This is a genomic window from Streptomyces amakusaensis, assembly GCF_039532665.1.
Lineage (GTDB): Bacteria > Actinomycetota > Actinomycetes > Streptomycetales > Streptomycetaceae > Streptomyces > Streptomyces amakusaensis.
Genome location: NZ_BAAASB010000005.1, coordinates 142787 through 168027, shown reverse-complemented (window position 1 = coordinate 168027; position 25241 = coordinate 142787). Strand labels below are relative to the sequence as shown.

The following is a 25241-nucleotide window of genomic DNA, read 5'->3' as shown; positions in this document are numbered from 1 at the left end:
GGGTGGACACGACCCTCCAGGACCCTCTTGTCGGGCAGGTGCTCGACGGCCGCTACCGCGTCGACGCGCGCGTCGCCGTCGGCGGCATGGCCACGGTCTACCGGGCCGTCGACACCCGTCTCGACCGCGAGCTGGCGCTCAAGGTGATGCATCCGGCGCTGGCCGCCGACGCCTCCTTCGTGGAGCGCTTCATCCGCGAGGCCAAGTCCGTCGCCCGGCTCGCGCACCCCAATGTGGTGGGTGTCTTCGACCAGGGCACGGACGGCCCCTACGTCTATCTGGCGATGGAGTACGTGGCCGGCTGCACCCTGCGGGACGTGCTGCGCGAGCGCGGCGCGCTCCGGCCCAGGGCGGCGCTCGACATCCTGGAGCCGGTGCTGGCCGCGCTGGGCGCGGCGCACCGGGCGGGCTTCGTCCACCGGGATGTGAAACCGGAGAATGTGCTGATCGGGGACGACGGCCGGGTGAAGGTCGCCGACTTCGGTCTCGTCCGGGCCGTCGGCTCGGTCACCAGCACCACCGGGGCCGTGCTGGGCACGGTCTCCTATCTCGCGCCCGAGCAGATCGAGGAGGGCGGCTCCGGCACCCGTACCGATGTGTACGCCTGCGGGATCGTCCTCTACGAGATGCTGACCGGCGTCAAGCCGCACTCCGGCGACACCCCGGCCCGGGTCCTCCACCGCCATCTGAACGAGGATGTGCCGGCCCCCTCGGCGGCCGTCCCGGGGCTCGCGGTCGCGCTGGACGAGCTGGTGGCCTCGGCCACCGCCCGCGATCCGGAGGTCCGCCCGCCGGACGCGGTGGAGCTGCTGGCCCGGGCCCACCGGGCGCGCGCGGAGCTGACCGAGGAGCAGCTGGACCTGGTGCCGCCGCGCGCCCGGGAGCGGGAGGCCGGGCGGTCCGCCGGGCCGGAGGACGAGCGTACGGACGTCATCGCGCGACCGCTGCCCGGCGAGGAGCCGGGGGCCGGGCACACCGCCCTGCTCCCCCGGCCCGCGGCCGACGCCGGGCCGCGCGGCGCGGCGCGCCGCCGGACCGCTCTCGGGGGGCTCCCCCGCAGGGGCGTCCTGGCGGTCGTGCTGGCCCTGGTGGCGGTCCTCGTGACCGGCGCGGGCGTCTGGTACATCAACACGGGCCAGTTCACCCGGGTCCCGGCCGTCATCGGCACGGCCGAGGACGACGCCCGGCGGAAGCTGGAGGGCGCGGGGCTCGACGTGCGCGAGGTGCGCCGGGAGTTCAGCGAGACCGTGGGGCGTGGCTCGGTCCTCGGCAGCGATCCGGCGACGGGCGAGCGCATCCGGGGCAACGGCTCGGTGACGCTGATCGTCTCGCGCGGCCCGGAGACCGTCCGGGTGCCCTCCCTCAAGGGCGAGCCGCTCGACGCCGCCGAGCGGCGGCTGAAGGACGCCGGCCTCGCGCCGGGAGCGGTCTCCGAGGAGTTCAGCGACACGGTCCCGCAGGGCTCCGTGATCCGTACGGAACCGGCGGCGGGGGCCCGGCGCGGGCCGGACTCCGCCGTGGCCGTGGTGGTCAGCCGGGGCGCGCCGATCGCCGTCCCGGACGTCACCGGGGACGGGGTGGCCGAGGCGACCGCCGAGCTGGAGGGCGCGGGTTTCACGGTCGAGGTCGCTCCGGGCCGGGTGGACTCGCCGAAGGAGGCGGGGACCGTGGCCCGCCAGTCGGCGGCGGGCGGCGCGCGGCTGGGCGCGGGCGACACCGTCACCCTGACGGTGTCCAAGGGCCCGCGCATGGTCGTCGTGCCCGATGTCACCGGCGAGAGCGAGGACGACGCCAGGAGCGCCCTGGAGTCGGCGGGCTTCACGGTGGAGGCCGAGACGAGCTTCCCCTACCTCGGGGACACCGTGACCGGGCAGTCCCCCGAGGCGGGCGGCCGGGCCGCCGAGGGCAGCACGGTCACCATCAGGATCAAGGGCCTGTGATCCCCGCTCCGGGGACGGCCGGCCACCGCGGACATCATCGAAGGACTGCGAAGACAGCCATGCGCAACCCTGTAGGCGGACATGTGCCCGTGGCGGGCGGTCTGGCCGCCACCGGCCTCGGCTACGCCCACGACCTCAAGGCGGAGAGCCTCCAGGTCTTCGTGGCCAATCCGCGCGGCTGGGCGACGCCCGCCGGGAACCCGGCACAGGACGAGGCCTTCCGTGCCGGGTGCGCCGAGGAGGGGCTGTCGGTCTATGTCCACGCCCCCTATCTGATCAACTTCGGCTCGCACAGCGAGGCGACCGCCGAGCGGTCGGTCGAGTCCATGCGCCACTCGCTGCGCCGGGGCCGGGAGATCGGCGCGCGGGGGGTGGTGGTCCACACCGGCTCCGCGACCGGGGGCCGCACCCGTGCGGTCGCGCTCGCCCAGGTGCGGGAGCTGGTGCTGCCGCTGCTGGACGAGCTGACCCATGACGACGATCCGTTTCTGCTGCTGGAGTCGACGGCCGGGCAGGGCGCTTCGCTCTGCTCCCGGGCGGAGGACTTCGGCCCGTACTTCGAGGCGCTCGACTCCCACCCCCGGCTCGGGATCTGTCTGGACACCTGCCACATCCACGCGGCCGGGCACGATCTCTCGGCTCCGCGAGGGGTGACGGACACCCTGGATCTGCTGGTGCGGACGGTCGGCGAGGGGCGGCTGAAGCTGATCCACGCCAATGACTCCAAGGAGGCGGCCGGTGAGCGCAAGGACCGGCACGCCAATATCGGGGCGGGTCACATCGGCGCGGAGCCCTTCGGGGAGCTGATGCGGCACCCCGCGACCGAGGGCGTACCGCTGATCATCGAGACGCCCGGCGGCCCGGAGGGGCACGCGGCGGACGTGGCGCGGCTGAAGGCGCTGCGCGGCTGAGCCCCGCCGGGCCCCGGCCCGTACGGCCCGGGGGTCTCAGAGCTCCGGGCCGTCGCCCGGCTCCTCCTGGTACGAGTACCGCTGTTCCCGCCAGGGGTCGCCGAGGTTGTGATATCCCCGCTCCTCCCAGAAGCCCCGCCGGTCCGCGGTCATGTACTCGACGCCCCGGACCCATTTGGGCCCCTTCCAGGCGTACAGATGCGGAACGACGAGCCGCAGCGGAAATCCATGCTCGGCGGTGAGCAGTTCGCCGTCCTTGTGGGTGGCGAACATGGCGCGCTCGGAGGTGAAATCGGCGAGCCGCATATTCGCGCTGTAGCCGTACTCGGCCCAGACCATGACATGGGTGACATGGGGTGCGGGCGGCGCGAGATCAGCGATCGCGGCCGCGGGCACACCGCCCCATTCGGCCCCCAGCATGCTGAACTTCGTGACGCAGTGCAGATCGGCGACGACGGTGGAGAAGGGCAGCTCCGAGAATTCCTCGTGGCTCCAGCAGTGCTTCTCGCCGTCGGCCGTGGCCCCGAAGACCCTGAACTCCCAGCGGTCCGGCTTGAACTTGGGCACGGGCCCGTAATGGGTGACCGGCCAGCCGCGTTGCAGCCGCTGCCCCGGAGGAAGCGCTGACTCCTCTGGTACGCCGTATTCCCGGCTCTCCGGCTGACCCATGACTCAATGGTGACAGACCGGGAGGGGTGGTCATGACCAGGTCTGGCCCGATTCGGGCAACTCCTACTAAGGAGGCACTTACTGGACGGCTCCCGATGGCAATGCAAGGATGCGCGCATCTGCCCCCGAGGCCATACGCGTGGAAGGAGCACCCGCGATGCAGGGCGACCCCGAGGTCATCGAGTTTCTCAACGAGCAGCTGACCGGCGAACTGACGGCGATCAACCAGTACTGGCTCCACTATCGCATTCAGGAGAACAAAGGCTGGACCAAGCTCGCCAAATACACGCGCGCCGAATCCATTGACGAGATGAAGCACGCGGACGTGCTGACGGAACGCATTCTGTTCCTCGACGGTCTGCCGAATTATCAGCGGCTGTTCCATGTGCGTGTCGGCCAGACGGTCACCGAGATGTTCCAGGCGGACCGGCAGGTCGAGGTGGAGGCGATCGACCGGCTCAAGCGCGGAATCGATGTCATGCGCGCCAAGGGCGATGTCACATCGGCGAACATCTTCGAGTCGATCCTGGAGGACGAGGAGCATCACATCGACTATCTCGACACCCAGCTGGAGCTGATCGAGTCGCTGGGAGAGCCGCTCTATCTCGCGCAGCAGATCGAGCAGCCGGAGAGCTGAGCCGGGCCGGACCGGGCCGAAGGGCCGGACCTCAGGCCGCGGCGTCCAGCCGCCCGAGGCCGACGGCGTCCGTGACGTCGGCGACGTCCGAGCCGGCGACGGTGAGCGCGGGCTTCCCCTGGTCCAGCAGCTCGCGCCGGGGACAGCCGCCCCGCCCGAGGAGGGACTGGATCGTCCGCACACACGATCCGCAGTCGGTGCCCGCCTTGGAGGCGGAGGCGATCTGGCGGGGGGTGCAGGCTCCGGCCGCCGCGTGTTCCTTGACCTGCTTCTCCGTGATGCCGAAGCATGAGCAGACGTACACGCGGTTCACCTCCCGAGGGGACTGTCGGTCGCAGCCCCTGCCACTTACCTGGTGAGGCTAACCTAACCTTACCCGTCTTGAGGGTGCCGTAAAAGCAGTCAAAAGCAAGGTGGGGCACGGATCACATCGATCCGTGCCCCACCGTGTGCGCTCAGAAGATCATCGGGCCCGGCGGTGCGCCGGGCCCGACAAGATCACTGGTCGCGGTACATCTCGGCGACCAGGAAGGCCAGGTCCAGGGACTGGCTGCGGTTGAGCCGCGGGTCGCAGGCGGTCTCGTAGCGCTGGTGGAGATCGTCCACGAAGATCTCGTCACCGCCGCCCACGCACTCGGTGACATCGTCGCCGGTCAGCTCGACATGGATGCCGCCCGGGTGGGTGCCGAGCGCCTTGTGGACCTCGAAGAAGCCCTTGACCTCGTCGAGCACGTCGTCGAAGCGGCGGGTCTTGTGGCCGGAGGCGGCCTCGAAGGTGTTGCCGTGCATCGGGTCGGTGACCCAGGCCACGGTCGCGCCGGAGGCGGTGACCTTCTCGACCAGCTCCGGAAGCTTGTCCCGGACCTTGTCCGCGCCCATGCGGACGACGAAGGTCAGCCGGCCCGGCTCACGGTCGGGGTCCAGCCGGTCGATGTAGGTGAGCGCCTCGTCCACCGTGGTGGTCGGGCCCAGCTTGATCCCGATCGGGTTGCTGATCCTGGACGCGAACTCGATGTGCGCCCCGTCCAGCTGGCGGGTGCGCTCGCCGATCCAGACCATGTGGCCGGAGACGTCGTACAGCTTGCCCGTGCGGGAGTCGGTGCGGGTGAGCGCCGACTCGTAGTCGAGCAGCAGCGCCTCGTGGGAGGCGTAGAACTCGACCGTGCGGAACTCCGCCGGGTCGGTGCCGCAGGCCTCCATGAAGTTCAGCGCGTTGTCGATCTCACGGGCCAGCTGCTCGTACCGCTGGCCGGAGGGCGAGGACCGCACGAAGTCCTGGTTCCAGGCGTGCACCTGGCGCAGGTCCGCGTAACCGCCGGTGGTGAAGGCGCGCACCAGGTTGAGCGTCGCCGCGGAGGCGTTGTACATCCGCTTCAGCCGCTCGGGGTCCGGGATCCGGGCCGCCTCGGTGAACTCGAAGCCGTTGACGGAGTCGCCCCGGTACGTCGGGAGCGTCAGGCCGTCGCGGGTCTCGGTCGGCTTGGAGCGCGGCTTGGAGTACTGGCCGGCGATACGGCCGACCTTGACCACCGGCACGGACGCCGCGTAGGTCAGGACCGCGCCCATCTGGAGCAGGGTCTTGAGCTTGGCCCTGATCTGGTCCGCGCCGACGGCGTCGAAGGACTCGGCGCAGTCGCCGCCCTGGAGGAGGAACGCCTCGCCCCTGGCGACGGCTCCCATCCGGGCGCGCAGCTGGTCGCACTCGCCTGCGAAGACGAGCGGCGGATAGCTCTCCAGCTCGGCGATCACATCGCGCAGAGCCTCGGCATCCGGGTACTCGGGCTGCTGCGCCGCGGGCAGGTCTCGCCAGGTGTTGCCACCTGCGGGGGGAGTCTTAGCGTTCACGGTCACACGGACCACAGTACGTGGTGACACCGCGCATACCCCAAACGGACCAGTAAATGAGACGCACATTCCATCGCTCCGGGCACCGTGTGGCGGGTGGGGTAGGGTTCGCCGCATGTTCGCGCACCCCGATCAGATCCAGCTGAACCAGAACTGGTGGTGGACCGCTCATCCGGCGGCCCACTGATCGCGCGTACTCACTGAAGACTTCGCGAAGGCCGCCCGAGGGGCGGCCTTCGGTGTTTCCCAGGGAAACCGGCCGTTCCTCCCCCACTGGAAGGAACACACCGGATGTCTCTCCCGGCAATCGACACCGAGACCGAGGCCGCTGCCGCCGTCGCCCGCCTCCTCTCCGACGACCGCCCCTTCGCCCTGCTGCACCGGCGCACCCCGGGGCACGACCAGGACACCGTCGAGCTGCTGACCGGCCCGGTGCTGACGTACGAGACGCTCGCCGAGATCCCCGTCGGCGAGCGGCCCGCGCTCGCCCTGATCCCGTTCCGGCAGATCAGGGAGCGCGGCTTCGACGTCCGGGACGACGGGACCCCGCTGAGCGTGCTGCTCCCGTCCGAGACCGCCGTACTGCCGCTGGCCGGGGTGGCCGCGGCGCTCCCCGCGCACCCGGTGCGGGTGGCGGGCGGCGCGTTCGACGTCGGGGACGGGGAGTACGAGGAGATCGTCCGCCGGGTCGTCGCGGACGAGATCGGCGGGGGCGAGGGGGCGAACTTCGTCATCCGGCGCACCTTCACCGGGCGGATCGACGGTTTCGGACGGGCCGACGCGCTGGCGCTCTTCCGGCGGCTGCTGGCCGGTGAGCGCGGCGCGTACTGGACCTTCGTCGTGCACACCGGCGAGCGCACCCTCGTCGGCGCGAGCCCGGAGGTCCATGTGCGGATGAGCGGCGGGGGCGGCGCGTCCGGGGAGGGCGGGACGGTGGTGATGAACCCGATCAGCGGCACCTTCCGGCACCCGGCCGGCGGCCCCACCCCCGAGGCGCTGCTGCGCTTCCTCGACGACCCCAAGGAGCGGGACGAGCTGTCCATGGTGGTGGACGAGGAGCTGAAGATGATGTGCACGGTCGGCGACCTGGGCGGGGTGGTCGTCGGGCCCCGGCTCAAGGAGATGGCCCATCTCACTCACACCGAGTACGAGCTGCGCGGCCGGTCCTCGCTCGATGTGCGGGAGGTCCTCAGGGAGACCATGTTCGCGGCGACCGTCACCGGATCGCCGGTGCAGAACGCCTGCCGGGTGATCGAGCGGCACGAGAGCGGCGGGCGCGGCTACTACGCGGGGGCGCTGGCGCTGATCGGCCGGGACGCGAACGGCGGGCAGAGCCTGGACTCGCCGATCCTGATCCGTACCGCCGACATCGACGCCCGGGGAGGTCTGCGGGTGGCGGTCGGCGCGACGCTGGTACGCCACTCGGACCCGGCCTCCGAGGTCGCCGAGACCCACGCCAAGGCGGCCGGGGTGCTGGCCGCGCTGGGTGTGACGCCCGGGGCCGCGGTCCGGGGCGCGGAGCCGGCCGGGCTCGCGGACGACCCCCGGGTGCGGGCCGCCCTCGACGGGCGGCGGGCCTCGCTCGCGCCGTTCTGGCTGCGGATGGGGGAACGCGGCGACGAGGTACGGGGGCACGCCCTGGTGATCGACGCCGAGGACACCTTCACCGCGATGCTGGCGCATCTGCTGCGCTCGACGGGGCTTGAGGTCACGGTGCGGCGGTACGACGAGCCGGGGCTGCGCTCGGCCGCGCTCGGCCACCTCGGGCCGGTGGTGCTGGGGCCGGGTCCCGGCGATCCGGCGGACGCGGACGATCCGAAGATGCGCTTTCTCCGCGGTCTCACGGCCGAGCTGCTCCGGGGGCACGGGCACGGGCTGCTGGGGGTGTGTCTGGGCCATGAGCTGATCGCGGCGGAGCTGGGGCTCGGGATCGTGCGGAAGGAGGCCCCGTACCAGGGGGCGCAGGAGCGGATCGGGTTCTTCGGGCGCCAGGAGACGGTGGGCTTCTACAACAGTTTCACGGCGCGCTGCGAGGAGCCGGAGGAGGCGGCCCTGGCGGCGCGCGGGGTGGAGGTGGCGTGCGATCCGGTGACCCGCGAGGTGCACGCGCTGCGGGCGGCCGGGTTCGCCTCGGTGCAGTTCCACCCGGAGTCGGTGCTGACGCTGGACGGTCCCCGGGTGGTGTCGGAGCTGCTGGGAAGGGCGGCGCTGCCCCTCTCATGACGCCGGGTCGGCCGCCGGCACCAGGAAGTTCTCGGTGCGGCGGCCGGCCGCGTAGTCGGTGACATTGCGGACGGTCGCCTCGACGATCTGGCCGACCGCGTCCTTCGTGTAGTACGCCTGGTGGGAGGTGACCAGCACATGGGGGAAGGTCATCAGCCGGGCCAGGGTGTCGTCCTGGATCGCCTCCAGGGACTTGTCGAGGAAGAAGAGCCCGGCCTCGGCCTCGTACACATCGAGCCCCACCCCGGTGAAACGGCCCCGGCGCAGCTCGCCGACGAGCGCGTCGGTGTCGACGAGGCCGCCCCGGCTGGAGTTGACGAGGATGGCGTCGTCCTTCATCGCGCGCAGCGCCTCGCGGTCGATGAGGTGGTGGGTGGCGGGCAGCAGCGGGACATGGAGGCTGATCAGGTCGGCGGTGGCGAGGAGTTCGTCCTTGTCGGTGTAGGTCATGCCGAGGGCGGTGCAGGCGGGGTTCTCGGTCAGGTCCCAGCCGAGCAGCCGCATGCCGAAGCCGTGGGCGATCCGGGCGAAGGCCTCGCCGATCTTCCCGGTGCCGAGGACTCCGGCCGTGCGGCCGTGCAGATCCCGGCCGAGGAGTCCGTCGAGGCGGAAGTCGAAGTCGCGGGTGCGGGCGGAGGCGCGGACGATCCGGCGGTTGACGGCCATGGCCAGGGTCCAGGCGAATTCGGCGACCGAGTAGGGCGAGTAGTACGAGACCCGGGCGACGGAGATGCCGAGGCGTTCGGCGACGGCGAGGTCGATGTTGTTGAAGCCGGTGGAGCGCTGGGCGATCATCGAGGTGCCGCCGACGGCGAGGGTCTGGAGGACGGCCGCGCCGAGGTCGGCGTTGACGCTGGTGGAGATGGCCTCGTGGCCGGCCGCGATGGGGGCGGTGTCCTCGGTGAGGAAGACCTCGACGCAGCGGACGTCGTGGAGCCCTGCGAAGGCCTTCTCGATCAGCGGCCGCTCGTCGGCCTGTACCCCGAAGGCGAGGATGTCCACGACGTCTCCCGTGTTCCCGGAGGGCGGTTCCTCGCGGGTGTGCTGTGGGCCGCGCATCTGCGATACCGGACATTCGCGAATATACGGCCCACAGCTCGGGAGCGCCTCGGGGAGAGCCGGTGCGTCAGCCGAAGAAGATTCCGGCCTCGGCGTAGAGCGCGGGGTCGACCGTCTTGAGCCGGGCGGTGGCGTCGGCGATGGGCACCCGGACGATGTCGGTGCCCCGGAGGGCGACCATCTTGCCGAAGTCCCCCTCCCGTACCGCGTCGATGGCGTGCAGTCCGAAGCGGGTGGCGAGCCAGCGGTCGTAGGCGCTGGGTGTGCCGCCGCGCTGGACATGGCCGAGGACGGTGGTGCGGGCCTCCTTGCCGGTCCGCCTCTCGATCTCCTTGGCGAGCCATTCGCCGACACCGGAGAGGCGCACATGCCCGAAGGAGTCGAGGGTGCCGTCCTTGAGGACCACGTCGCCGTCCTGGGGCATCGCTCCCTCGGCGACGACGACGATCGGGGCGTACGTGGCCTTGAAGCGCGAGGTCACCCAGTCGCAGACCTGGGCGACGTCGAAGCGCTGTTCCGGGATGAGGATGGCGTTGGCCCCGCCGGCGAGCCCGGAGTGCAGGGCGATCCAGCCGGCGTGCCGTCCCATCACCTCCACCACCAGGACCCGCATGTGCGACTCGGCGGTGGTGTGGAGCCGGTCGATCGCCTCGGTGGCGATGGAGACGGCGGTGTCGAAGCCGAAGGTGTAGTCGGTGCCGGACAGATCGTTGTCGATGGTCTTGGGGACGCCGACGCAGGGGACGCCGTACTCGTCGTGCAGCCGGGCGGCGACGCCGAGGGTGTCCTCGCCGCCGATCGCGATCAGCGCGTCGACCTCGTCCTTGGCGAGGTTGTCCTTGATGCGGCGGATCCCGTTCTCCGCCTTGAGCGGGTTGGTGCGGGACGAGCCGAGGATGGTGCCGCCACGGGGCAGGATGCCGCGTACGGCCGGGATGTCGAGCGGGACCGAGTCGGCTTCGAGAGGCCCCCGCCAACCGTCGCGGTAGCCGACGAACTCGTACGCGTACTCCTGGACGCCCTTGCGGACGACGCCGCGGATCACGGCGTTGAGACCGGGGCAGTCGCCGCCCCCGGTCAGCACTCCGACGCGCATTGGATACTCCCTTCGCCTGATGGGCCTGTGACGGTCACGCTAATGGTGATCCAGGTCACTCCGGCATGGCGCGGGAGGTCATTTTCTTTCCCGAATGGGTGGTTTGCGGGGGCGGTTCCGCCCCGGACCAGTCCCGTAGCGACTTCGGGCACCCTCGGCAATTCAGCCGAACGGAGGATGGCATTCGGCATGGCGTACAGCCGAAGGAGTGGTCAGACGTCGGCGTCGTCCAGTCCGCGCTCTATCGCATAGCGCACCAGTTCCACGCGGTTGTGCAACTGGAGTTTCCCGAGGGTGTTCTGCACATGGTTCTGCACGGTGCGGTGGGAGATCACCAGCCGCTCGGCGATCTGCTTGTACGAGAGCCCCTTGGCGACCAGCCGGAGCACCTCGGTCTCCCGGTCGGTCAGCCGGGGGGCCTTGGGCTCGTCGGCGGAGTGGGCGGGCTCGGAGGCGAGCCTGCGGTACTCGCCGAGCACCAGGCCCGCCAGGCCGGGGGTGAAGACCGCCTCGCCGACGGCGGTCCGCCGCACGGCGTCGACCAGTTCGTCCGTACTCGCCGACTTCAGCAGATAGCCGGTCGCGCCGGACTTCACCGCCTCCAGCACATCCGCGTGCTCGCCGCTGGCGGAGAGCACCAGGACCCGCAGTCCGGGCAGCTCGCCGACCAGCTCCTTGCAGACCCGCACCCCGGGCAGCTCCGGGAGGTTCAGATCGAGCACCAGGACCTCCGGCACGGCGGCCCTGGCCCTGCGGACCGCCTGCCGGCCGTCACCCGCCGTCGCCACCACGTCAAAACCGGCCGCGGTCAGATCGCGGGCGACCGCGTCCCGCCACATCGGGTGGTCGTCCACGACCATCACCCTGACCGGGTGTCCGTCCGTCTGGTCCGTCATCTCTCGTCCGCCTTCCCCCGGGACTGCTCCGTCTTCGTTTTCCTCCCGGCCGCCCCGGCGGGTCTCGGGACCCTCAGTTCGACCTCCGTGCCCTGGCCCGGGATCGAGAACAGCTCGGCCGAGCCGCCGAGCTCCCGCAGCCGCCCCCGGATCGAGAGGGCGACTCCGAGCCGCCCCTCCCCCTCCGCCTGGGCGAGCCGCCCCTCGGCGATGCCCGGACCGTCGTCACGGACCGTGACGATCACCTCGTCCGGGTAGTCCTCGACCAGGATCCAGGCCCTGGCCGTCCCGCCCGCGTGCCGTTCGACGTTGTCCAGCGCGGCCCCCACGGCGGCGACCAGCTCCCGCGCGGCGGCGGCCGGCAGCGGCACGGGCGCGCCCGGCTCGGAGAGCGTCACCCGGGGGCCCGCGCTGCGCGCGAGCAGCGGCAGCAGATCGTGGACGGCGTCGTCCTCGGGCACCGGCTCCTCGTCCACCAGGACCGTGCGGGCGCCGCCGTCCGCCTCGCCGTCGGCGGGGGCCCGGACCGGGGCGCTCTGCCCACTGGAGACCAGGGCGCGCAGCGCGATCTCCTGCTCCCCCGCCATCCGCCCCAGCTCGGCCGCCTCGCCGCCGAGGGCCGTGCCGCGCCGCTGCACCATGGCGAGCACCTGGAGCACATTGTCGTGAATGTCCCGGGCGAGCCGCTCCCGCTCCCGGGTGGCGGCCTCGATCTCCAGGGCGCGGGCGAGGGTGCGCTCGGAGGCGCGGGCGACCTCGACCACATAGCCGATGGCGATGGAGGCGACCCAGACCAGCAGCACATTGTGGATGGTGTCCCGGCTGGGCTCACCGCGCTGGATCAGATTGGCCACGGCGACGAAGGAGGAGGCGAAGCCCGCCCACCGCCAGCCGCCCTTGATCGCGAACGCCAGCACCGACCCGGCCGTCCAGATCGACGGCAGCGTCGGGCCGTCGAACTGCTGGGCCTGGGCGTCGGCGACCGGGGTGAGCAGGATGCCGGTGAGCGCGATGGTGAGATCGATCCCGAGGAACCGCTTGGTGCAGCGGTCCGCGCCGGACACCCTGCGGAGGGTGGCCAGCGTCCACAGGACCATCACCGCGAGGAAACCGGCCGCGACCCAGGGGCGCTCGAAGCGCTCCGGGTCGAAGGCGAAGAGCAGGACCGCGTAGCTCATGGTCAGTACGCGATAGGCGGTGAGCGCACGCCACAGCGGCTGCTCCACCGACATCCGCACGACCCGCTCGCGCTTGGCCGAATTCCCCATGCGTCCCCCCGGACGGTGTGTGCCGCTAGGCGGCGGGGCGGTCCCTGTTGCCGTCGCTGCCACTGTCGCCGTGCTGGTGCGACCGCTCGTGCTTCTCCGCCTTGTCCGCCTTGGCGGCGGCCTTCGCGGCCTTCTCGGCCTCGGCCGCCTGGCGCTTGGCGACCGTGGCGTAGATGTCGACGTACTCCTGGCCGGAGAGCTTCATGATCTCGTACATGACCTCGTCGGTCACCGAGCGCAGGATGTAACGGTCCTCCTCCATGCCGTGGTACCGGCTGAAGTCGAGGGGCTTGCCGATGCGGATGCCCGGGCGGATCAGCTTGGGAACCACCTTGCCGGGCGGCTGCACCTTCTCGGTGTCGATCATGGCGATCGGGATGACCGGGGCTCCGGTGGCCAGCGCGACCCGGCCGAGACCGCCCGGCTTGCCCCGGTAGAGCCGGCCGTCCGGGGAGCGGGTGCCCTCCGGGTAGATGCCGAAGAGCCCGCCGCGCTCGACGACCTCGATGCCCGCCTTGATCGCCGCCTCGGCGGCCCCCCGCGCGCCCGAGCGGTCCACCGGGAGCTGCCCCACGCCCTTGAAGAAGGCGGCGGTGAGCCGGCCCTTCACCCCGGGCGAGGTGAAGTACTCCGCCTTGGCCACGAAGGTGACCTTGCGGTCGAGGACCGCCGGCAGGAAGAAGGAGTCCGAGAACGAGAGATGGTTGCTCGCGAGGATCGCCGGGCCGTCGACGGGAATGTTCTCCAGCCCTTCCACCCAGGGCCTGAAGGCAAGCTTGAGCGAGCCCCCAAGAGAGAACTTCATTGCACCGTAGATCAACTCGAATGCCTCCTATTGCTGTCGAACAGACCTTAACCCGAGGTGAGCGGGTATCCCCGCGCCGGAGGCCCTCCGGACCTGGTCGGTGTCAGTGCGGTCGCGTACGGTGAGATACACCCTGGAGCTTTCCGTCCCCGCATTACGCCCCACGTCACGCACAGAACAGGAGACCCCGGTGCCGGTCCTTCCCGGAGCCGAGCCGTACCGCCATGAGGGCGGAGAGGTCGGCGTCCTTCTCTGTCACGGATTCACCGGTTCACCGCAGTCGCTGCGCCCCTGGGCCGAATATCTGGCGGAGCGCGGGCTGACCGTGTCCCTGCCGCTGCTCCCCGGGCACGGCACCCGCTGGCAGGACATGCAGCTCACCGGCTGGCAGGACTGGTACGCGGAGGTCGACCGGGAATTGCGCGAGCTGCTCGCGCGCTGCTCCCAGGTCTTCGTCTTCGGGCTCTCCATGGGCGGCGCGCTGACGCTGCGGCTGGCCGCGAAGCACGGGGACGCGGTGCGCGGCATCGTCGTGGTCAATCCGGCCAACAAGGTCCACGGCGTGGCCTCCGTGGCGCTGCCCGTGCTCCGGCACTTCGTGCGTACGGCCCCGGGGCTGGCCCATGACATCGCCAGGCCCGGGACCACCGAGGTCGGCTATGAGCGGGTGCCGGTGCGGGCCGCCCACTCCCTGCGGAATTTCCTGCGGCTGGTCGACTCCGAGCTGCCCCAGGTGACCCAGCCGATGGTGCTGCTGCACAGCCCCGAGGACCATGTGGTGCCGCCCTCGGACTCCGCCCGGATCCTCGGCCGGGTCTCCTCGACGGATGTCAAGGAGGTTCTGTTGGAACAGAGTTACCACGTCGCGACGTTGGACCACGATGCGGAGCGGATTTTCGAGGAGAGTCACGCGTTCGTCGGCCGGTTCGCTCCAAGTGTCGCGACGAAGGGAAGCAGCGCCGGTGGCTGAGCAGCATGACGCGGACCGTGAGCCGCAGCCCATTGACGAGGAGGCGGCCTGGGCCGCCATCGTCGCGGGTTACGGCGAGGAGCCGGTGGACCCGCCGGGCGCCAAGCCGTTCAAGTCGGTGGAGGACCTCGCCCTGCTCGAGGGCGAGGTGAACAAGACACCGAAGAACCGGCCCGAGCCCGATCCCGAGCCGGAGCCCGGTCCGGACGGGCCCGCGCTCGGCAGCTCGGTGATCTTCGCCCCCGGCGTGGGCGGCGGCGGCCCCAGGGACTTCCAGCTCTCCCCGCCCAAGGACGACGATCTCGACGCGAGCGACGAGGGGCACTTCGTACCCCCGGAGCCGCCCCCGCTGCCGGAGGCGGACACCACGGCCAAGTTCGCCTGGCTCGGGGTGATCGGCGGGCCGGTGCTGATGCTGTTCGCGGTGCTGTTCCGCTGGGACATGACCTGGTGGCTGACCTCGCTGTGCGTCGGAGGCTTCCTGGGCGGCTTCGTGACCCTGGTGGCCCGGATGTCCAGCGGCGACGACGAGGACCATGAGGACCCGGGCCGGGGCGCGGTGGTCTGAGAACGGCCGCGGGACCGGTTCGGGACCGGTTTCGGGGACCGGCGGGCCGGGTCAGAGCACGGCGGGCACCTTCAGCGCGGCCAGCACCGGAAGGTGGTCGGTGGCCGCGCCGAGGTCCGCCCTGCTGACGCCGGGAAGGTCCAGCGGGACCCCGCAGCCCAGTACCTCGATGCCCCCGCTCGCGAAGACCGCGTCGATGCGCCGGTCCGGGGCCTCGGACGGGAAGGTGTGCTCGCCTCCCCAGGGGGCGAGCGCCCAGCAGTCCTGGAGCTCCGCGGCGATCCGCCGGAAGCCCCGGCCGCCCGGGGTCTCGTTCAGGTCCCCGGCGGCGACCGTGTGCGGCACCCCCATCGCCGCGAGCCGCTCCAGCAGCAGCCCGGCCTGAGCGAGGCGCTCCTCGGCCCGCAGGCTCAGATGGCAGCCGAGCACCCCGATCCGCGCTCCCCCGACCCGTACGACAGCCGTGGCGAACCCCCGCCGGTGCAGCCCCGGGGTGAGCGGCAGCAGCACATCCTCCGTCCGCTCCACCGCCACTCTCGGCGAACAGAGCAACAACGGCCCCGCCGCCGGAGCCCCGCCTCCCAGCACCAGCAGCCCGCTCCCGGCCGCCAGCCTCGCCGCGTGCCTCCGCCACCGGAAGAACCTCGGGGCCTCCTGCACCAGCACCAGGTCCGGCCCACAGGCCCGGATCACCCGCCCCAGCGCCTCCTCGTCGTCCCGGAGCGACCGCACGTTGTAACTGAGCACCCGGACCACGGCGGAACCGTCCGCCGCGACACCGGACTCAGGCAGAACGCTCACCATGCCCGCACCGCCCCGGACTCAGTCCGTCCCAGGTCATTGGGTCCGCACCGGGCACGGCCGACGCAAACAACCAGGACGCGCACAGCGAGCCCGTCCGGGGGCCCGGCAAACCCTCACCCCTGACGGGCCAGGTCGGCCGCGCCGACCATCCCCGCCCTGTTCCCCAGCCGTGCCGCCAGCACCTGGGCGTGGGGACGCCACTGCGCACCGATCAGCCGGCGGCGGAAGGACTTGCGGATGGGGTCCAGCACGAGTTCACCCTCGTCGGAGACTCCCCCGCCGACGATGAAGGCGGAGGGGTCGAAGAGGGAGGCGAGGTCCGCGAGTCCCGCCCCGGCCCAGCGGGCGAGTTCACGGAAGGAGTCGATCGCGACCGGGTCGCCCTGCCGGGCAGCCGCGCTGATGTGCTTGCCCTCGATGCCGTCGGGGGTGCCGTCGCCGAGGCCGAGGAGGATCCGCGCGTTCTCCGGGGTGGCGTTGGCCCGCTGCCTGGCGTACCGGACGAGGGCGCGGCCCGAGGCGTACTGCTCCCAGCAGCCCTGGCTGCCGCAGCCGCAGAGCAGCCCGTCCGGGACGACGCGGATGTGGCCGAACTCGGCGGCGACGCCGAAGCGTCCGCGCCGGAGCTTGTTGCCGATGATGATCCCGCCGCCCAGGCCGGTGCCGAGCGTGATGCAGATGACATCCTCGTGGCCCTGGCCCGCTCCGAAGCGGTACTCGCCCCACGCGGCGGCGTTGGCGTCGTTCTCCACGACGACCGGCAGCCCGGTCCGCTGCTCGACCTTGTCCTTGAGGGGCTCGTGCCGCCAGTCGATGTTGGGCGCGAAGAGGACGGTGGCGCGCTTGTCGTCCACATAGCCCGCCGCGCCGATGCCGACGGCCTCGATGTCATGGCCCTTGCCGGCTCCGGCGACGGCCGCGCAGATCGCGTCGACGATGCCACTCGGGGTGGCCGGTGTGGGCACCGTGTGCGTTTCGAGGATGGCGCCCTCTTCGTCGACCACGCCCGCCGCGATCTTCGTGCCGCCGATGTCGACGCCGATGGTGAGTCCCATGTGTCCCTCAGTTCCCGGTCGAGCCCCGCTGCGGCCAACCGTACCCGAGGGCGGCACCCCTCTTGATCAAGAGAGGAAAGCCCGTACCGGTCAGTCGAGATCGATCTTCTCGCCGGGGCCCGGGTCCTCGTCGCGCGGGGTGCGGGGGCCCGGGGCGGCGGATCCCTCGGAGCCGCTGTCCGCGCCGGCGGCGGTACCGGTGCCGGTGCCGCCGCTGCCCTGCGTCCAGCGACGCTCATGGCCCTCGACGGCGGAGCGGTAGGCGGCGAGCAGCTCGCCCCCGGCGGCGGCGAGGTGGTCGAAGACCTGCGGGTTGCGCTCGATGACCGGCTCGACGGCGGACTTGGCCTGGCTGACGAACTGCCGCACGGCGGTCTGCGCCGCCATCCCCGGCAGCGAGGTCTGGAACTCGGAGACCTTGTCGGCGACCGTGCCGAGCAGCTTGCGCAGCTCCTCGGCGGCGGAGCCGGGCACTTCGCCGTGCTCGGCGCGGCGGCGCGCCCTCTCGGCGGCGAGGTCTTCCGCGCACGCCTCGGCCCAGGCGTCGGCGTCGACGTCGGGGCGCTCGGTGGCATCGCTCATGGCGTACTCCTGCACAGGTGGTCGGCTGTGGTCTCTCGTACGCTCGACGGTACCCGAACGGGCGCGGACCGTTCAGCGCCCCGGGGCACGCGGTGTCACGGGGTGCGGGGCCACTGCCCGGGGTCGGGGGTGAAACGGACCCTGAGCATTCCGTCCGAGAGCGCGGCTCCGGAGACGGCGCAGCGGCGCAGCGCGGAGGGCAGCGGAACGATCCTGCGGAAGGGGCCGACGCGCAGCATCAGCTCGTCGCCCCGCCGGACCAGGCCGAGGTCCTTCTTCTCCGCCCCGGGCAGCGGGAGCGACCAGACGAGGGTGCCGTCCTCGGTCCGCCGGTCCTCGATGCCGAGGCCGTCCGCCTGGTCCGGCGGGTCGCCGGGGAGCGGCGGGAGGGCGGCGGCGAGGGCCGTGAGATCGTCCGGGCCGTGCGGGTCGCGGCCCAGGTGCGGAAGCTCGCGCACCGGGCACTGCCCGGCCCACTCCGCACCCCACTCCTGGAGGGTCTTCTCCTGCTGGGCGGCGAGCGCGGCGAGCCAGGTGTCCGCGGAGTGCCGGGGCAGCACCCGGTTCGCCACCAGCGCGTCCACCCGCACTCCGTGCAGGGCGAGCCCGGTGCGGGCGGTGCGCAGGGCGGCGGCGGCGGCCGGTCCGGGTTCGGCGACCAGGCGCAGCGTGGTCCCGGGGGACTCGATCAGCGCCTGGGCGGCGGCCAGCTCGTCGTCCCAGCGGCCGGTCGTCTCGTACAGCCAGCTCGCGGGCATCGGGACCCCGGCGAGCTGGGCGAGGACCGGGCGCAGCGCGCGGGCGGCCTGGCGTTCGGGCGGCAGCAGCCGGCGGAGGTAGCGGCGCAGCTGGGCGGGGAGCGCGAGCAGGGCGATGGTCTCGCGGACCGGCGGCAGATCGAGCACGGCCAGGTCCCAGCCGCCGGTCTCGGCGGCGGTGAGCGCGCGCAGCAGGGCGAACTGGTCGCTGCCGGGGAGTTCGGTCAGCTCCTCCTCGGCGAGCCTGGCGGTGCCGAGGAGGTCGAGTCCGGCGGAGAGGCGCTTCTGGAGGGAGAGGAATTCGGTGCGGAAGTCCGCTCCGGGGTCGACGCGGGCGGCCCAGAGCCCTTCGGCGACCCGGGTCGGGGTGCCTTCGGCGGGGGTGCCGAGGGCGGCGGGCGGGTCGGTGGAGAGAAGCAGGACGCGTCTGCCCGGTCCGGCGGCGGCGAGCGCGGTCGCCGCGGCGACGGTGGTGCGGCCCGCGCCGCCGAGGCCGGTGACGAGGACCTTGCGCATCAGGCGGCGGGTCCGCTCTCGACGCGCTTTTTCAGGCCGTCCAGGGCGCGGTCGATGATGACCTTCTCGGCCTTGCGCTTGATCATGCCGAGCATGGGGATCTTGACGTCGACGGTGAGCCGGTAGGTGACCTCGGTGCGGTCGCCGCCGCCGACGGGGGTGAGGGTGTACGAGCCGTCGATGGCGCGCAGCATCTGGGACTTGACCAGGGTCCAGCTGACCTCGTTGGCGCCGTTCCAGGTGTACGCGAGGGTGTGGTCGTCCTTGATGGCTCCGGCGTCCAGGACGAGCCTGACCTGCTCGGCGCGGCCCTGGCCGTCCCGGGAGATGACCTCGGCCTGCTTCACTTCGCCGGTCCAGTCGGGGTAGCGGTCGAAGTCGGAGATCACTCCCATGACGTCGGCCGGCGCCGCTTCGATGGTGATGCTTGAGCTGGTGTGTTCCGCCATCGCTGCGGCTCCTCAACAGTGCGGTACTGCCCTGGGGATGAATGGTGTGGTGTGCAGGCTATCGCGCCCCGCCCGGCGGCCGGGCCGCAGCCCTGGGGCCCGGACCGGGGCCGGGCGAGGTCACCAGGCCAGGGTCCAGGGCCGGCCGGTGGCGGCGAAGTGGCCGACGTTCACGCACTCCGTCGCGCCGACGCGCATACGGGCGGCGAGCGGCTGGTGGACATGGCCGAAGAGGGCGTGGCGGGGGCGGGTGCGGTGGATGGCGTCCAGGAGGGCGGGGCTGCCGCGTTCGAAGCGGCGGGCGACGGTGTCGTAGGTCAGCTCGGGCACCTCGGGCGGGATGTGCGAGCAGAGGACGTCGACCTCGCCGAGGGCCTCGACCTTGGCGGCGTACTCCTCGTCGGAGATCTCGTAGGGCGTGCGCATGGGGGTGCTCAGCCCGCCGCCGACGAAGCCGAAGACCCGGCCGCCGATCTCCACGCGCTCGCCGTCGAGGACGGTGATGCCGGGGCGGACGTACTCCGGCCAGAGGGCGGGTATGTCGACGTTGCCGTAGGTGGCGTAGGTGGGGGTGGGGAAGGCGGCGAAGAGTTCGGCGTACTGGACGCGGACGGCGGACTCGATGGCGGTGTCGCGGTCCACGTCGAGTTCGGCCCAGAGGCGGCGGCCCAGCTCGCGGGCCTCGTCGAAGCGGCGGGCGGTGCGCAGGGAGACGATGAGGTCGGCGTTCTCGACGCCGAAGAGGTCGGGGAAGATCCCGCGCGAGTGGTCGGCGTAGTCGAGGAAGAGGATCAGATCGCCGAGACAGATCAGCGCGTCCGCGCCCTCGCCGGCGCGGGCGAGAGCCTGGACGTTGCCGTGTACATCGCTGACCACATTCACTCGGGTGCCTCGCATGACGATCACCCTAGGTCGTGTCTTCGAAGTCTCGCCTGCCTGGCGTGCCCTGGCACGCCCGCTCGCCGCGTTGTCGTCGGTCGCCGACGCTCCGCGTCGACTCCCTCCTCCGCCTTGCGATCGCACGCACCAGACCCCGCCAGACCCTCCCTACGGGAGGACGACGCCACTTCGAAGACACTCCCTGTCGCCCGTGACGCCGCTGGACAGGGGGTGCGGGCCGGTCGTTCTTCCTGCGGAGCGGGGGTGTGGACTACCCTGCGCGAAGTACTGTCATACACGTGTGACGCAGAGAACATCTGGCCGGAGCCCCCTATCCGTAAGCGGTACTGGTGGGTAACGTCCGGGCAGTCCCGCCGTGCTCGCCTCCGGACGAGCATCTGCCCGATCTTGGACCGCAAACCGGTGCATCACACACAGAGCCGTGGCGCCGGCGCCCGATGAGGAGCAGCAGTCTTGCGCGAGTTCAGCCTTCCGGCCCTGTACGAGGTCCCTTCGGACGGCAATCTGACGGATCTGATCCGCCGCAACGCCGTCCAGCACCCCGATGTGGCGGTGGTGGGACGGAAGGTGGGCGACGTCTGGACCGATGTCACCTCGGTCGAGTTCCTCGCGGAGGTGCGCGCGGCGGCCAAGGGCCTGATCGCGGCCGGGGTGTCGCCCGGGGACCGGGTGGCTCTGATGTCCCGTACGCGGTACGAGTGGGTGCTGCTGGACTTCGCGATCTGGAGCGCCGGCGCGGTGACCGTGCCGGTGTACGAGACCAGCTCGGCCGAGCAGGTCTCGTGGATCCTCTCGGACTCGGGCGCGGTCGCGGCGATCGTGGAGAGCGACGCGCACGCCGCCGCCGTGGAGTCGGTGCGCGGGGGGCTGCCGGAGCTGCGCGAGGTCTGGCAGATCGAGTCGGGCGCGGTGGATCATCTGGTCGCCACGGGCGCGGAGGTCCCGGACGCCACCGTGGACGAGCGGAGCGCGGTCGCCAAGGCGGACGATCCGGCGACGATCGTCTACACCTCGGGCACCACGGGCCGGCCCAAGGGCTGTGTGCTGACCCATCGGAGCTTCTTCGCCGAGTGCGGCAACGCGGTCGAGCGGCTCAAGCCCCTCTTCCGCACCGGTGAGTGCTCGGTGCTGCTCTTCCTGCCCGCCGCCCATGTCTTCGGCCGGCTGGTCGAGGTGGCCGCGATCATGGCCCCGATCAGGCTGGGCTGTGTCGCGGACATCCGGAATCTCACCGATGATCTGGCGACCTTCCAGCCGACGCTGATCCTGGGCGTGCCGAGGGTCTTCGAGAAGGTCTACAACGGCGCGCGCTCCAAGGCGCAGGCCGACGGCAAGGGCAAGATCTTCGACAAGGCCGCGCAGACGGCGATCGACTACAGCCGGGCCATGGACGGCGCGCGGGGGCCCTCGCTGGGGCTGCGGATCAAGCACCGGATCTTCGACAAGCTGGTCTACAGCAAGATGCGGGCGGTCCTCGGCGGGCGGATCGAGCACGCGATCTCGGGCGGCGCTCCGCTGGGCGAGCGGCTGGGGCACTTCTTCCGGGGCGTCGGTTTCACGGTGCTGGAGGGGTACGGGCTGACCGAGTCCTGCGCGGCGACCGCGTTCAATCCGCCGGACCGGCAGAAGATCGGCACGGTCGGCCAGCCGCTGCCCGGCTCGGTGGTGCGGATCGCGGACGACGGTGAGGTGCTGCTCCACGGCGAGCATCTCTTCAAGGAGTACTGGAAGAACCCGGAGGCGACCGCCGAGGCGCTGGCCGACGGGTGGTTCCACACCGGGGACATCGGCACCCTGGACGAGGACGGCTATCTCGCGATCACCGGCCGGAAGAAGGAGATCCTGGTGACGGCGGGCGGCAAGAACGTCGCTCCGGCCGTGATCGAGGACCGTATCCGGGCGCACGCGCTGGTGGCGGAGTGCATGGTGGTGGGCGACGGGCGGCCGTTCGTGGGCGCGCTGATCACCCTGGACGAGGAGTTCCTCGGCCGGTGGGCCGCCGGGCGCGGCAAGCCGGCGGGTGCGACGGCGGCCACGCTGCGCGACGATCCGGAGCTGCTGGCCGAGGTGCAGCGGGCGGTGGACGACGGGAACGCGGCCGTCTCGAAGGCGGAGTCGGTGCGCAAGTTCCGGGTGCTCGCCTCGTCCTTCACCGAGGAGGCCGGTCACATCACCCCGTCGCTGAAGCTGAAGCGGAATGTGGTGGCGAAGGACTTCGCCGACGAGATCGAGGCGATCTACCGGACGGACACGTCCGGCGGGCGCGGCTGACCGTACACGTACGGGCGGAAGGGTCCGGGGCCGCCGCCCCGGGCCCTTCCGCTCGTTCCGGACGGCCCGTCTCAGGCTGCCGCGATGTCCTCCTGGATGATCCGTTCCATGTTCCGCTCGGCGAGGGCGGTGATGGTGACGAAGGGGTTGACCCCGATGGAGCCGGGCACCAGCGAGCCGTCCACGACATACAGCCCCGGGTGTCCCTTGGCCCGGCCGTGGCCGTCGGTGGCCCGGCCGAGCACACAGCCGCCGAGCGGGTGGTAGGTGAAGTCGTCGGCGAAGGCCCGGTTGCGGCCGAAGAGGTCGTGGCGGTAGACGGTGCCGTTGACCCGGTTGATCCGGTCGAAGAGGGACTTGGCGGCCCTGACCGAGGGCTCGCTCTGCGAGCGGTGCCAGTTGAGCCTGGCGGAGTCGGTCGCCGCGTCGTAGGTGAAGTGGCCGCGCTCCGGGTTCTTGGTGATCGCCAGATAGAGGCTGATCCAGTGTTCGAGGCCCATCGGCAGCGGGGCTATCTCCGCGAAGACGGGGTTGACCGGGTTGTCCCAGTCGTTGATGCCCATCACCGGCATGGTGGACTGCTTGGCTCCGACGGTGTCCCAGAGGTGGTTGGCGCGGGCGGTCATCACATTGCCGTTGTTCCCCCAGCCCCGGCCGACCTCGGCGTCGAGGTCGGGGAGCGCGCCGGTCTCCCGGGCGCGCAGCAGGAGTTCGGTGGTGCCGAGGCTGCCCGCGCCGAGGAAGAGCCGGGTGCAGGCGATCTCCTTGGTCTCGATCACCTTTCCGTGGATGTCGGAGCGGTCGACGGTGAGGACGTATCCCTCGCGGCCCCGGTTGACGGCACGGGCCCGGCTCATCGTCTCGATGGTGACATTGCCGGTGGCGACGGCGGCGGCGAGATAGGTCTTGTCGACGGAGCGCTTGCCGTGGTTGTTGCCGTAGAGGACCTCGCCCGCCAGCGCCGACCTGGGGGCCTGGCCCGAGGCCTCGCGCCGCATGTGGTCGAAGTCGTAGACGTTGGGGACGAAGACGGTGTTCAGACCGGCCCGGTGGGCGTGGGCGCGCGAGACCCGGGAGTAGCGGTACCACTCGGTGGACTCGAACCAGGCGGGGTCGATGTCGTTGACGCCGAGCATGCGGCGGGCGCGCGGGAAGAAGGTGCCGTACATCCCCTCCGCGTCGACCTGCGGCAGGACTTCGGAGAAGTAGTCGCGGGGCGGGGTGACCGCCATGCCCCCGTTGACCAGGGAGCCGCCGCCGACGCCCCGGCCGACGTAGACGGACATGTCGCCGTGGTCGACGCGGTCCAGCACCCCCGGGTAGGGGTCGATCTTCCGGTTGACCACATCGAGCCAGAGGAAGGAGGCGAGGGGGGCCTCGGTGCGGGTGCGGAACCACATCGAGCGCCGGTCGGGCCTGATGGTGGGACAGAAGAGTTTCCCGTCGGGGCCGGGGGTGTCCCAGAGCCGGCCCATCTCCAGGACGACGGTACGGATTCCGGCCTGGCCGAGGCGGAGCGCGGCGACGGCCGCGCCGTACCCGGAGCCGACGACGACGGCGGGGGCGCGCTCGGTGGCCGGGGGCTCCACGGCGGAGGCGGAGGAGAGGCCGACCCGGGTGAAGCCGAGGACGGCGGCGGTCTGGAGGGCGGCGGCGCCCAGGAGGTGACGGCGCGTCAGATGTGAGGTCATGAAGAGATCATGGGCGAGAACCGGCCCGCTGCCCATCCCTGGGGGCGAGGAGGCTGAATTCCCGTCAGAAAATGGCTTTACGCAGCTCAGCGGCGTGTCATGTACAGCTGCCCGGCCGGTTTCAGAGGAGCGTACGCAACTTCTCGGCCAGCAGGTCCCAGCGCCATCGCTCCTCGACCCAGCCACGGCCCCGCTCGCCCATCCGGCGGCGCAGCTCCGGGTCCTGGAGCAGTGCGACGATCCGCTCGGCGGACTCCCCGGCCGAACCACCGCGTACCACCCAGCCGGTCTCACCCTCCAGCACCGCGTCCGGGGCCCCGCCCGAGTCTCCGGCGACGACCGGGAGGCCGGTGGCCGAGGCCTCCAGATAGACGATGCCCAGGCCCTCCACGTCCAGGCCGCCCCGGCGGGTGCGGCAGGGCATCGCGAAGACGTCGCCGGCTCCGTAGTGGGCGGGCAGCTCGGCCCAGGGCACCGCCCCGGTGAAGCGCACGGAGGCGTCGACCCCGGTCTCCCGGGCGAGCTTGCGCAGCTCGCTCTCGTACGGTCCGCCGCCCACGATCAGCAGCACCGCCTCCGGGACCTTCGACAGGATCTCGGGCATCGCCAGGATCAGGGTGTCCTGGCCCTTGCGCGGCACCAGCCGGGAGACGCAGACCACCACGGGACGGTCGCTGAGGCCGAGCCGCTCGCGCACCCCGTCGCCGCCCGAGTGCGGGTGGAAGGTCTTCTCGTCGACGCCCGGCGGCAGCTGGACCATGCGGGCTGCCGCCTCCGGTGTCAGCGCGGCGGCGATCCGGGAGCGGGTGTACTCCCCCAGATAGGTGATCGTGTCCGTGCCCTCGCCGATCCGGCGCAGCAGCTGCCGGGAGGCGGGCAGCTGGGCCCAGCCCGCCTCGTGGCCGTGCGAGGTGGCGACCAGCCGACGCGCGCCCGCCCGGCGCAGGGCCGGTCCCATCAGTCCGAGCGGGGCCGCCGCGCCGAACCACACCGACTCGCAGCCGTGCTCGCGGAGCAGCCCGGCGGCCGTGCGGGTGACGCGCGGGGTGGGGAGCAGCATCGTCGTACGGTCGCGCACCACGGTGAACGGCTGCTCGGCGTCGAAGGCGGCGGTCGCGTCCAGGCCCTCACGGCCGCGCTTCCAGGTGGAGGCGTAGACGACCAGCTGCTCCGGGTCCAGCCGGAGAGCCATATTGTGCAGGAACGCCTGGATTCCACCGGGGCGGGGCGGGAAGTCGTTGGTCACGATCAAGGTCTTGTGCATGGTCCGCCGACAGTACCGAAGTCGGAGCGGGGCTCCGAACGGCCCTGTCCGATCGCGGCGGCCC

At 71.8% G+C, this 25241-nt stretch carries 24 protein-coding genes; 8 read left to right on the top strand and 16 right to left on the bottom strand.

All coding sequences use genetic code 11. The features are described 5' to 3' along the window. Positions 1-2: 2 nt before the first annotated feature. Both pknB and ABD371_RS10685 read left to right on the top strand, forming a co-directional pair. A complete protein-coding gene (gene pknB, locus ABD371_RS10690) occupies positions 3-1940 on the top strand; it encodes a Stk1 family PASTA domain-containing Ser/Thr kinase (protein ID WP_344475263.1) in 1938 nt (645 codons plus the stop codon). Positions 1941-1999: 59 nt separating this feature from the next. Beyond that, the gene (locus tag ABD371_RS10685; protein WP_344475261.1) at positions 2000-2851 is read left to right on the top strand and encodes a deoxyribonuclease IV; all 852 of its coding nucleotides are present in this window, start codon (positions 2000-2002) and stop codon (positions 2849-2851) included. A 36-nt stretch (positions 2852-2887) separates the two neighbouring features. On the opposite strand, the gene ABD371_RS10680 is transcribed toward ABD371_RS10685, so the two are convergent. Continuing rightward, complete coding sequence (locus ABD371_RS10680; protein ID WP_344475259.1) at positions 2888-3520, bottom strand: sulfite oxidase-like oxidoreductase; 633 nt, start codon at positions 3518-3520, stop codon at positions 2888-2890. 157 nt (positions 3521-3677) lie between these two features. Between ABD371_RS10680 and bfr the strand changes: the two genes are divergently transcribed. Further along, positions 3678-4157, top strand: coding sequence for a bacterioferritin (bfr, locus tag ABD371_RS10675; protein ID WP_190125954.1), 480 nt, complete (start codon positions 3678-3680; stop codon positions 4155-4157). A gap of 31 nt (positions 4158-4188) precedes the next feature. Here the strand turns inward: bfr and ABD371_RS10670 are convergent, their stop codons facing one another. Further along, positions 4189-4470, bottom strand: coding sequence for a (2Fe-2S)-binding protein (locus tag ABD371_RS10670; protein WP_344475257.1), 282 nt, complete (start codon positions 4468-4470; stop codon positions 4189-4191). A 185-nt stretch (positions 4471-4655) separates the two neighbouring features. Next, positions 4656-6008 (bottom strand): class II 3-deoxy-7-phosphoheptulonate synthase, encoded by a 1353-nt coding sequence (locus tag ABD371_RS10665; RefSeq protein WP_344475255.1) that lies wholly within the window; start codon positions 6006-6008, stop codon positions 4656-4658. Between the two features lie 109 nt (positions 6009-6117). Between ABD371_RS10665 and ABD371_RS35850 the strand changes: the two genes are divergently transcribed. Both ABD371_RS35850 and ABD371_RS10660 read left to right on the top strand, forming a co-directional pair. Further along, on the top strand, positions 6118-6189 hold the full coding sequence (locus ABD371_RS35850; RefSeq protein WP_373305617.1) for a trp operon leader peptide: 72 nt from the start codon (positions 6118-6120) through the stop codon (positions 6187-6189). Between the two features lie 104 nt (positions 6190-6293). Then, positions 6294-8225, top strand: coding sequence for an anthranilate synthase family protein (locus ABD371_RS10660; RefSeq protein WP_344475253.1), 1932 nt, complete (start codon positions 6294-6296; stop codon positions 8223-8225). Here ABD371_RS10660 and ABD371_RS10655 read toward each other — a convergent pair. The 5 genes from ABD371_RS10655 to ABD371_RS10635 form a co-directional block, all read right to left on the bottom strand. Continuing rightward, positions 8220-9227 (bottom strand): 2-hydroxyacid dehydrogenase, encoded by a 1008-nt coding sequence (locus ABD371_RS10655; RefSeq protein WP_344475751.1) that lies wholly within the window; start codon positions 9225-9227, stop codon positions 8220-8222. The two genes, ABD371_RS10660 and ABD371_RS10655, sit on opposite strands and share 6 nt — an antisense overlap. A gap of 124 nt (positions 9228-9351) precedes the next feature. Next, positions 9352-10380 carry a 6-phosphofructokinase gene (locus tag ABD371_RS10650; RefSeq protein WP_344475252.1) on the bottom strand — a complete coding sequence of 343 codons (1029 nt, stop codon included), beginning with the start codon at positions 10378-10380 and terminating at the stop codon, positions 9352-9354. A 212-nt stretch (positions 10381-10592) separates the two neighbouring features. After that, positions 10593-11276, bottom strand: coding sequence for a response regulator (locus ABD371_RS10645; RefSeq protein ID WP_344475250.1), 684 nt, complete (start codon positions 11274-11276; stop codon positions 10593-10595). Beyond that, complete coding sequence (gene macS, locus ABD371_RS10640; RefSeq protein ID WP_344475248.1) at positions 11273-12544, bottom strand: MacS family sensor histidine kinase; 1272 nt, start codon at positions 12542-12544, stop codon at positions 11273-11275. The genes ABD371_RS10645 and macS overlap by 4 nt, the downstream gene beginning before the upstream one ends. A gap of 25 nt (positions 12545-12569) precedes the next feature. Then, positions 12570-13349, bottom strand: coding sequence for a lysophospholipid acyltransferase family protein (locus tag ABD371_RS10635; protein ID WP_344475246.1), 780 nt, complete (start codon positions 13347-13349; stop codon positions 12570-12572). Positions 13350-13539: 190 nt separating this feature from the next. Between ABD371_RS10635 and ABD371_RS10630 the strand changes: the two genes are divergently transcribed. Further along, positions 13540-14319 carry an alpha/beta hydrolase gene (locus ABD371_RS10630; protein ID WP_344475244.1) on the top strand — a complete coding sequence of 260 codons (780 nt, stop codon included), beginning with the start codon at positions 13540-13542 and terminating at the stop codon, positions 14317-14319. After that, positions 14312-14887, top strand: a complete 576-nt coding sequence (locus tag ABD371_RS10625; RefSeq protein ID WP_344475242.1) for a hypothetical protein — start codon at positions 14312-14314, stop codon at positions 14885-14887. Before ABD371_RS10630 ends, ABD371_RS10625 begins: the two co-directional genes overlap by 8 nt. Positions 14888-14938: 51 nt before the next feature. Here ABD371_RS10625 and ABD371_RS10620 read toward each other — a convergent pair whose 3' ends face one another. The 6 genes from ABD371_RS10620 to ABD371_RS10595 all read right to left on the bottom strand — a co-directional run bounded on the left by ABD371_RS10620 (position 14939) and on the right by ABD371_RS10595 (position 19927). After that, the gene (locus ABD371_RS10620) at positions 14939-15691 is read right to left on the bottom strand and encodes an endonuclease/exonuclease/phosphatase family protein (protein WP_344475240.1); all 753 of its coding nucleotides are present in this window, start codon (positions 15689-15691) and stop codon (positions 14939-14941) included. Positions 15692-15804: 113 nt separating this feature from the next. Further along, entirely contained in the window at positions 15805-16746 is a 942-nt protein-coding gene (locus ABD371_RS10615) for an ROK family glucokinase (protein WP_344475238.1), read from the bottom strand. Positions 16747-16836: 90 nt separating this feature from the next. After that, on the bottom strand, positions 16837-17328 hold the full coding sequence (locus tag ABD371_RS10610; RefSeq protein WP_344475236.1) for a DUF5304 domain-containing protein: 492 nt from the start codon (positions 17326-17328) through the stop codon (positions 16837-16839). 95 nt (positions 17329-17423) lie between these two features. Beyond that, complete coding sequence (locus ABD371_RS10605; RefSeq protein WP_344475234.1) at positions 17424-18602, bottom strand: ArsA family ATPase; 1179 nt, start codon at positions 18600-18602, stop codon at positions 17424-17426. Beyond that, positions 18602-19051 (bottom strand): SRPBCC family protein, encoded by a 450-nt coding sequence (locus tag ABD371_RS10600; protein WP_344475232.1) that lies wholly within the window; start codon positions 19049-19051, stop codon positions 18602-18604. Before ABD371_RS10600 ends, ABD371_RS10605 begins: the two co-directional genes overlap by 1 nt. A gap of 120 nt (positions 19052-19171) precedes the next feature. Continuing rightward, positions 19172-19927 carry a metallophosphoesterase family protein gene (locus tag ABD371_RS10595; RefSeq protein WP_344475749.1) on the bottom strand — a complete coding sequence of 252 codons (756 nt, stop codon included), beginning with the start codon at positions 19925-19927 and terminating at the stop codon, positions 19172-19174. 477 nt (positions 19928-20404) lie between these two features. On the opposite strand from ABD371_RS10595, the gene ABD371_RS10590 reads away from it, so the two are divergent. After that, positions 20405-22222, top strand: a complete 1818-nt coding sequence (locus ABD371_RS10590; protein WP_344475230.1) for an AMP-dependent synthetase/ligase — start codon at positions 20405-20407, stop codon at positions 22220-22222. A 71-nt stretch (positions 22223-22293) separates the two neighbouring features. On the opposite strand, the gene ABD371_RS10585 is transcribed toward ABD371_RS10590, so the two are convergent. Then, a complete protein-coding gene (locus tag ABD371_RS10585) occupies positions 22294-23913 on the bottom strand; it encodes a GMC oxidoreductase (protein ID WP_344475228.1) in 1620 nt (539 codons plus the stop codon). 121 nt (positions 23914-24034) lie between these two features. Next, positions 24035-25177: a glycosyltransferase family 4 protein gene (locus ABD371_RS10580; protein ID WP_344475226.1), complete on the bottom strand. Its 1143-nt coding sequence runs from the start codon at positions 25175-25177 to the stop codon at positions 24035-24037. Positions 25178-25241 lie beyond the last annotated feature (64 nt).

Bases quoted from the DNA above. Each gene is read 5' to 3' on its own strand.
- ABD371_RS10650 (WP_344475252.1), bottom strand. From the start codon at position 10,380: ATGCGCGTCGGAGTGCTGACCGGGGGCGGCGACTGCCCCGGTCTCAAC.
- ABD371_RS10620 (WP_344475240.1), bottom strand. From the start codon at position 15,691: ATGGTGAGCGTTCTGCCTGAGTCCGGTGTCGCGGCGGACGGTTCCGCC.
- ABD371_RS10680 (WP_344475259.1), bottom strand. From the start codon at position 3,520: ATGGGTCAGCCGGAGAGCCGGGAATACGGCGTACCAGAGGAGTCAGCG.
- ABD371_RS10610 (WP_344475236.1), bottom strand. From the start codon at position 17,328: ATGAGCGATGCCACCGAGCGCCCCGACGTCGACGCCGACGCCTGGGCC.
- ABD371_RS10645 (WP_344475250.1), bottom strand. From the start codon at position 11,276: ATGACGGACCAGACGGACGGACACCCGGTCAGGGTGATGGTCGTGGAC.
- bfr (WP_190125954.1), top strand. From the start codon at position 3,678: ATGCAGGGCGACCCCGAGGTCATCGAGTTTCTCAACGAGCAGCTGACC.
- ABD371_RS10580 (WP_344475226.1), bottom strand. From the start codon at position 25,177: ATGCACAAGACCTTGATCGTGACCAACGACTTCCCGCCCCGCCCCGGT.
- ABD371_RS10615 (WP_344475238.1), bottom strand. From the start codon at position 16,746: ATGGGACTCACCATCGGCGTCGACATCGGCGGCACGAAGATCGCGGCG.
- macS (WP_344475248.1), bottom strand. From the start codon at position 12,544: ATGGGGAATTCGGCCAAGCGCGAGCGGGTCGTGCGGATGTCGGTGGAG.
- ABD371_RS10685 (WP_344475261.1), top strand. From the start codon at position 2,000: ATGCGCAACCCTGTAGGCGGACATGTGCCCGTGGCGGGCGGTCTGGCC.
- ABD371_RS10585 (WP_344475228.1), bottom strand. From the start codon at position 23,913: ATGACCTCACATCTGACGCGCCGTCACCTCCTGGGCGCCGCCGCCCTC.
- ABD371_RS10635 (WP_344475246.1), bottom strand. From the start codon at position 13,349: ATGAAGTTCTCTCTTGGGGGCTCGCTCAAGCTTGCCTTCAGGCCCTGG.
- ABD371_RS10605 (WP_344475234.1), bottom strand. From the start codon at position 18,602: ATGCGCAAGGTCCTCGTCACCGGCCTCGGCGGCGCGGGCCGCACCACC.
- ABD371_RS10660 (WP_344475253.1), top strand. From the start codon at position 6,294: ATGTCTCTCCCGGCAATCGACACCGAGACCGAGGCCGCTGCCGCCGTC.
- ABD371_RS10600 (WP_344475232.1), bottom strand. From the start codon at position 19,051: ATGGCGGAACACACCAGCTCAAGCATCACCATCGAAGCGGCGCCGGCC.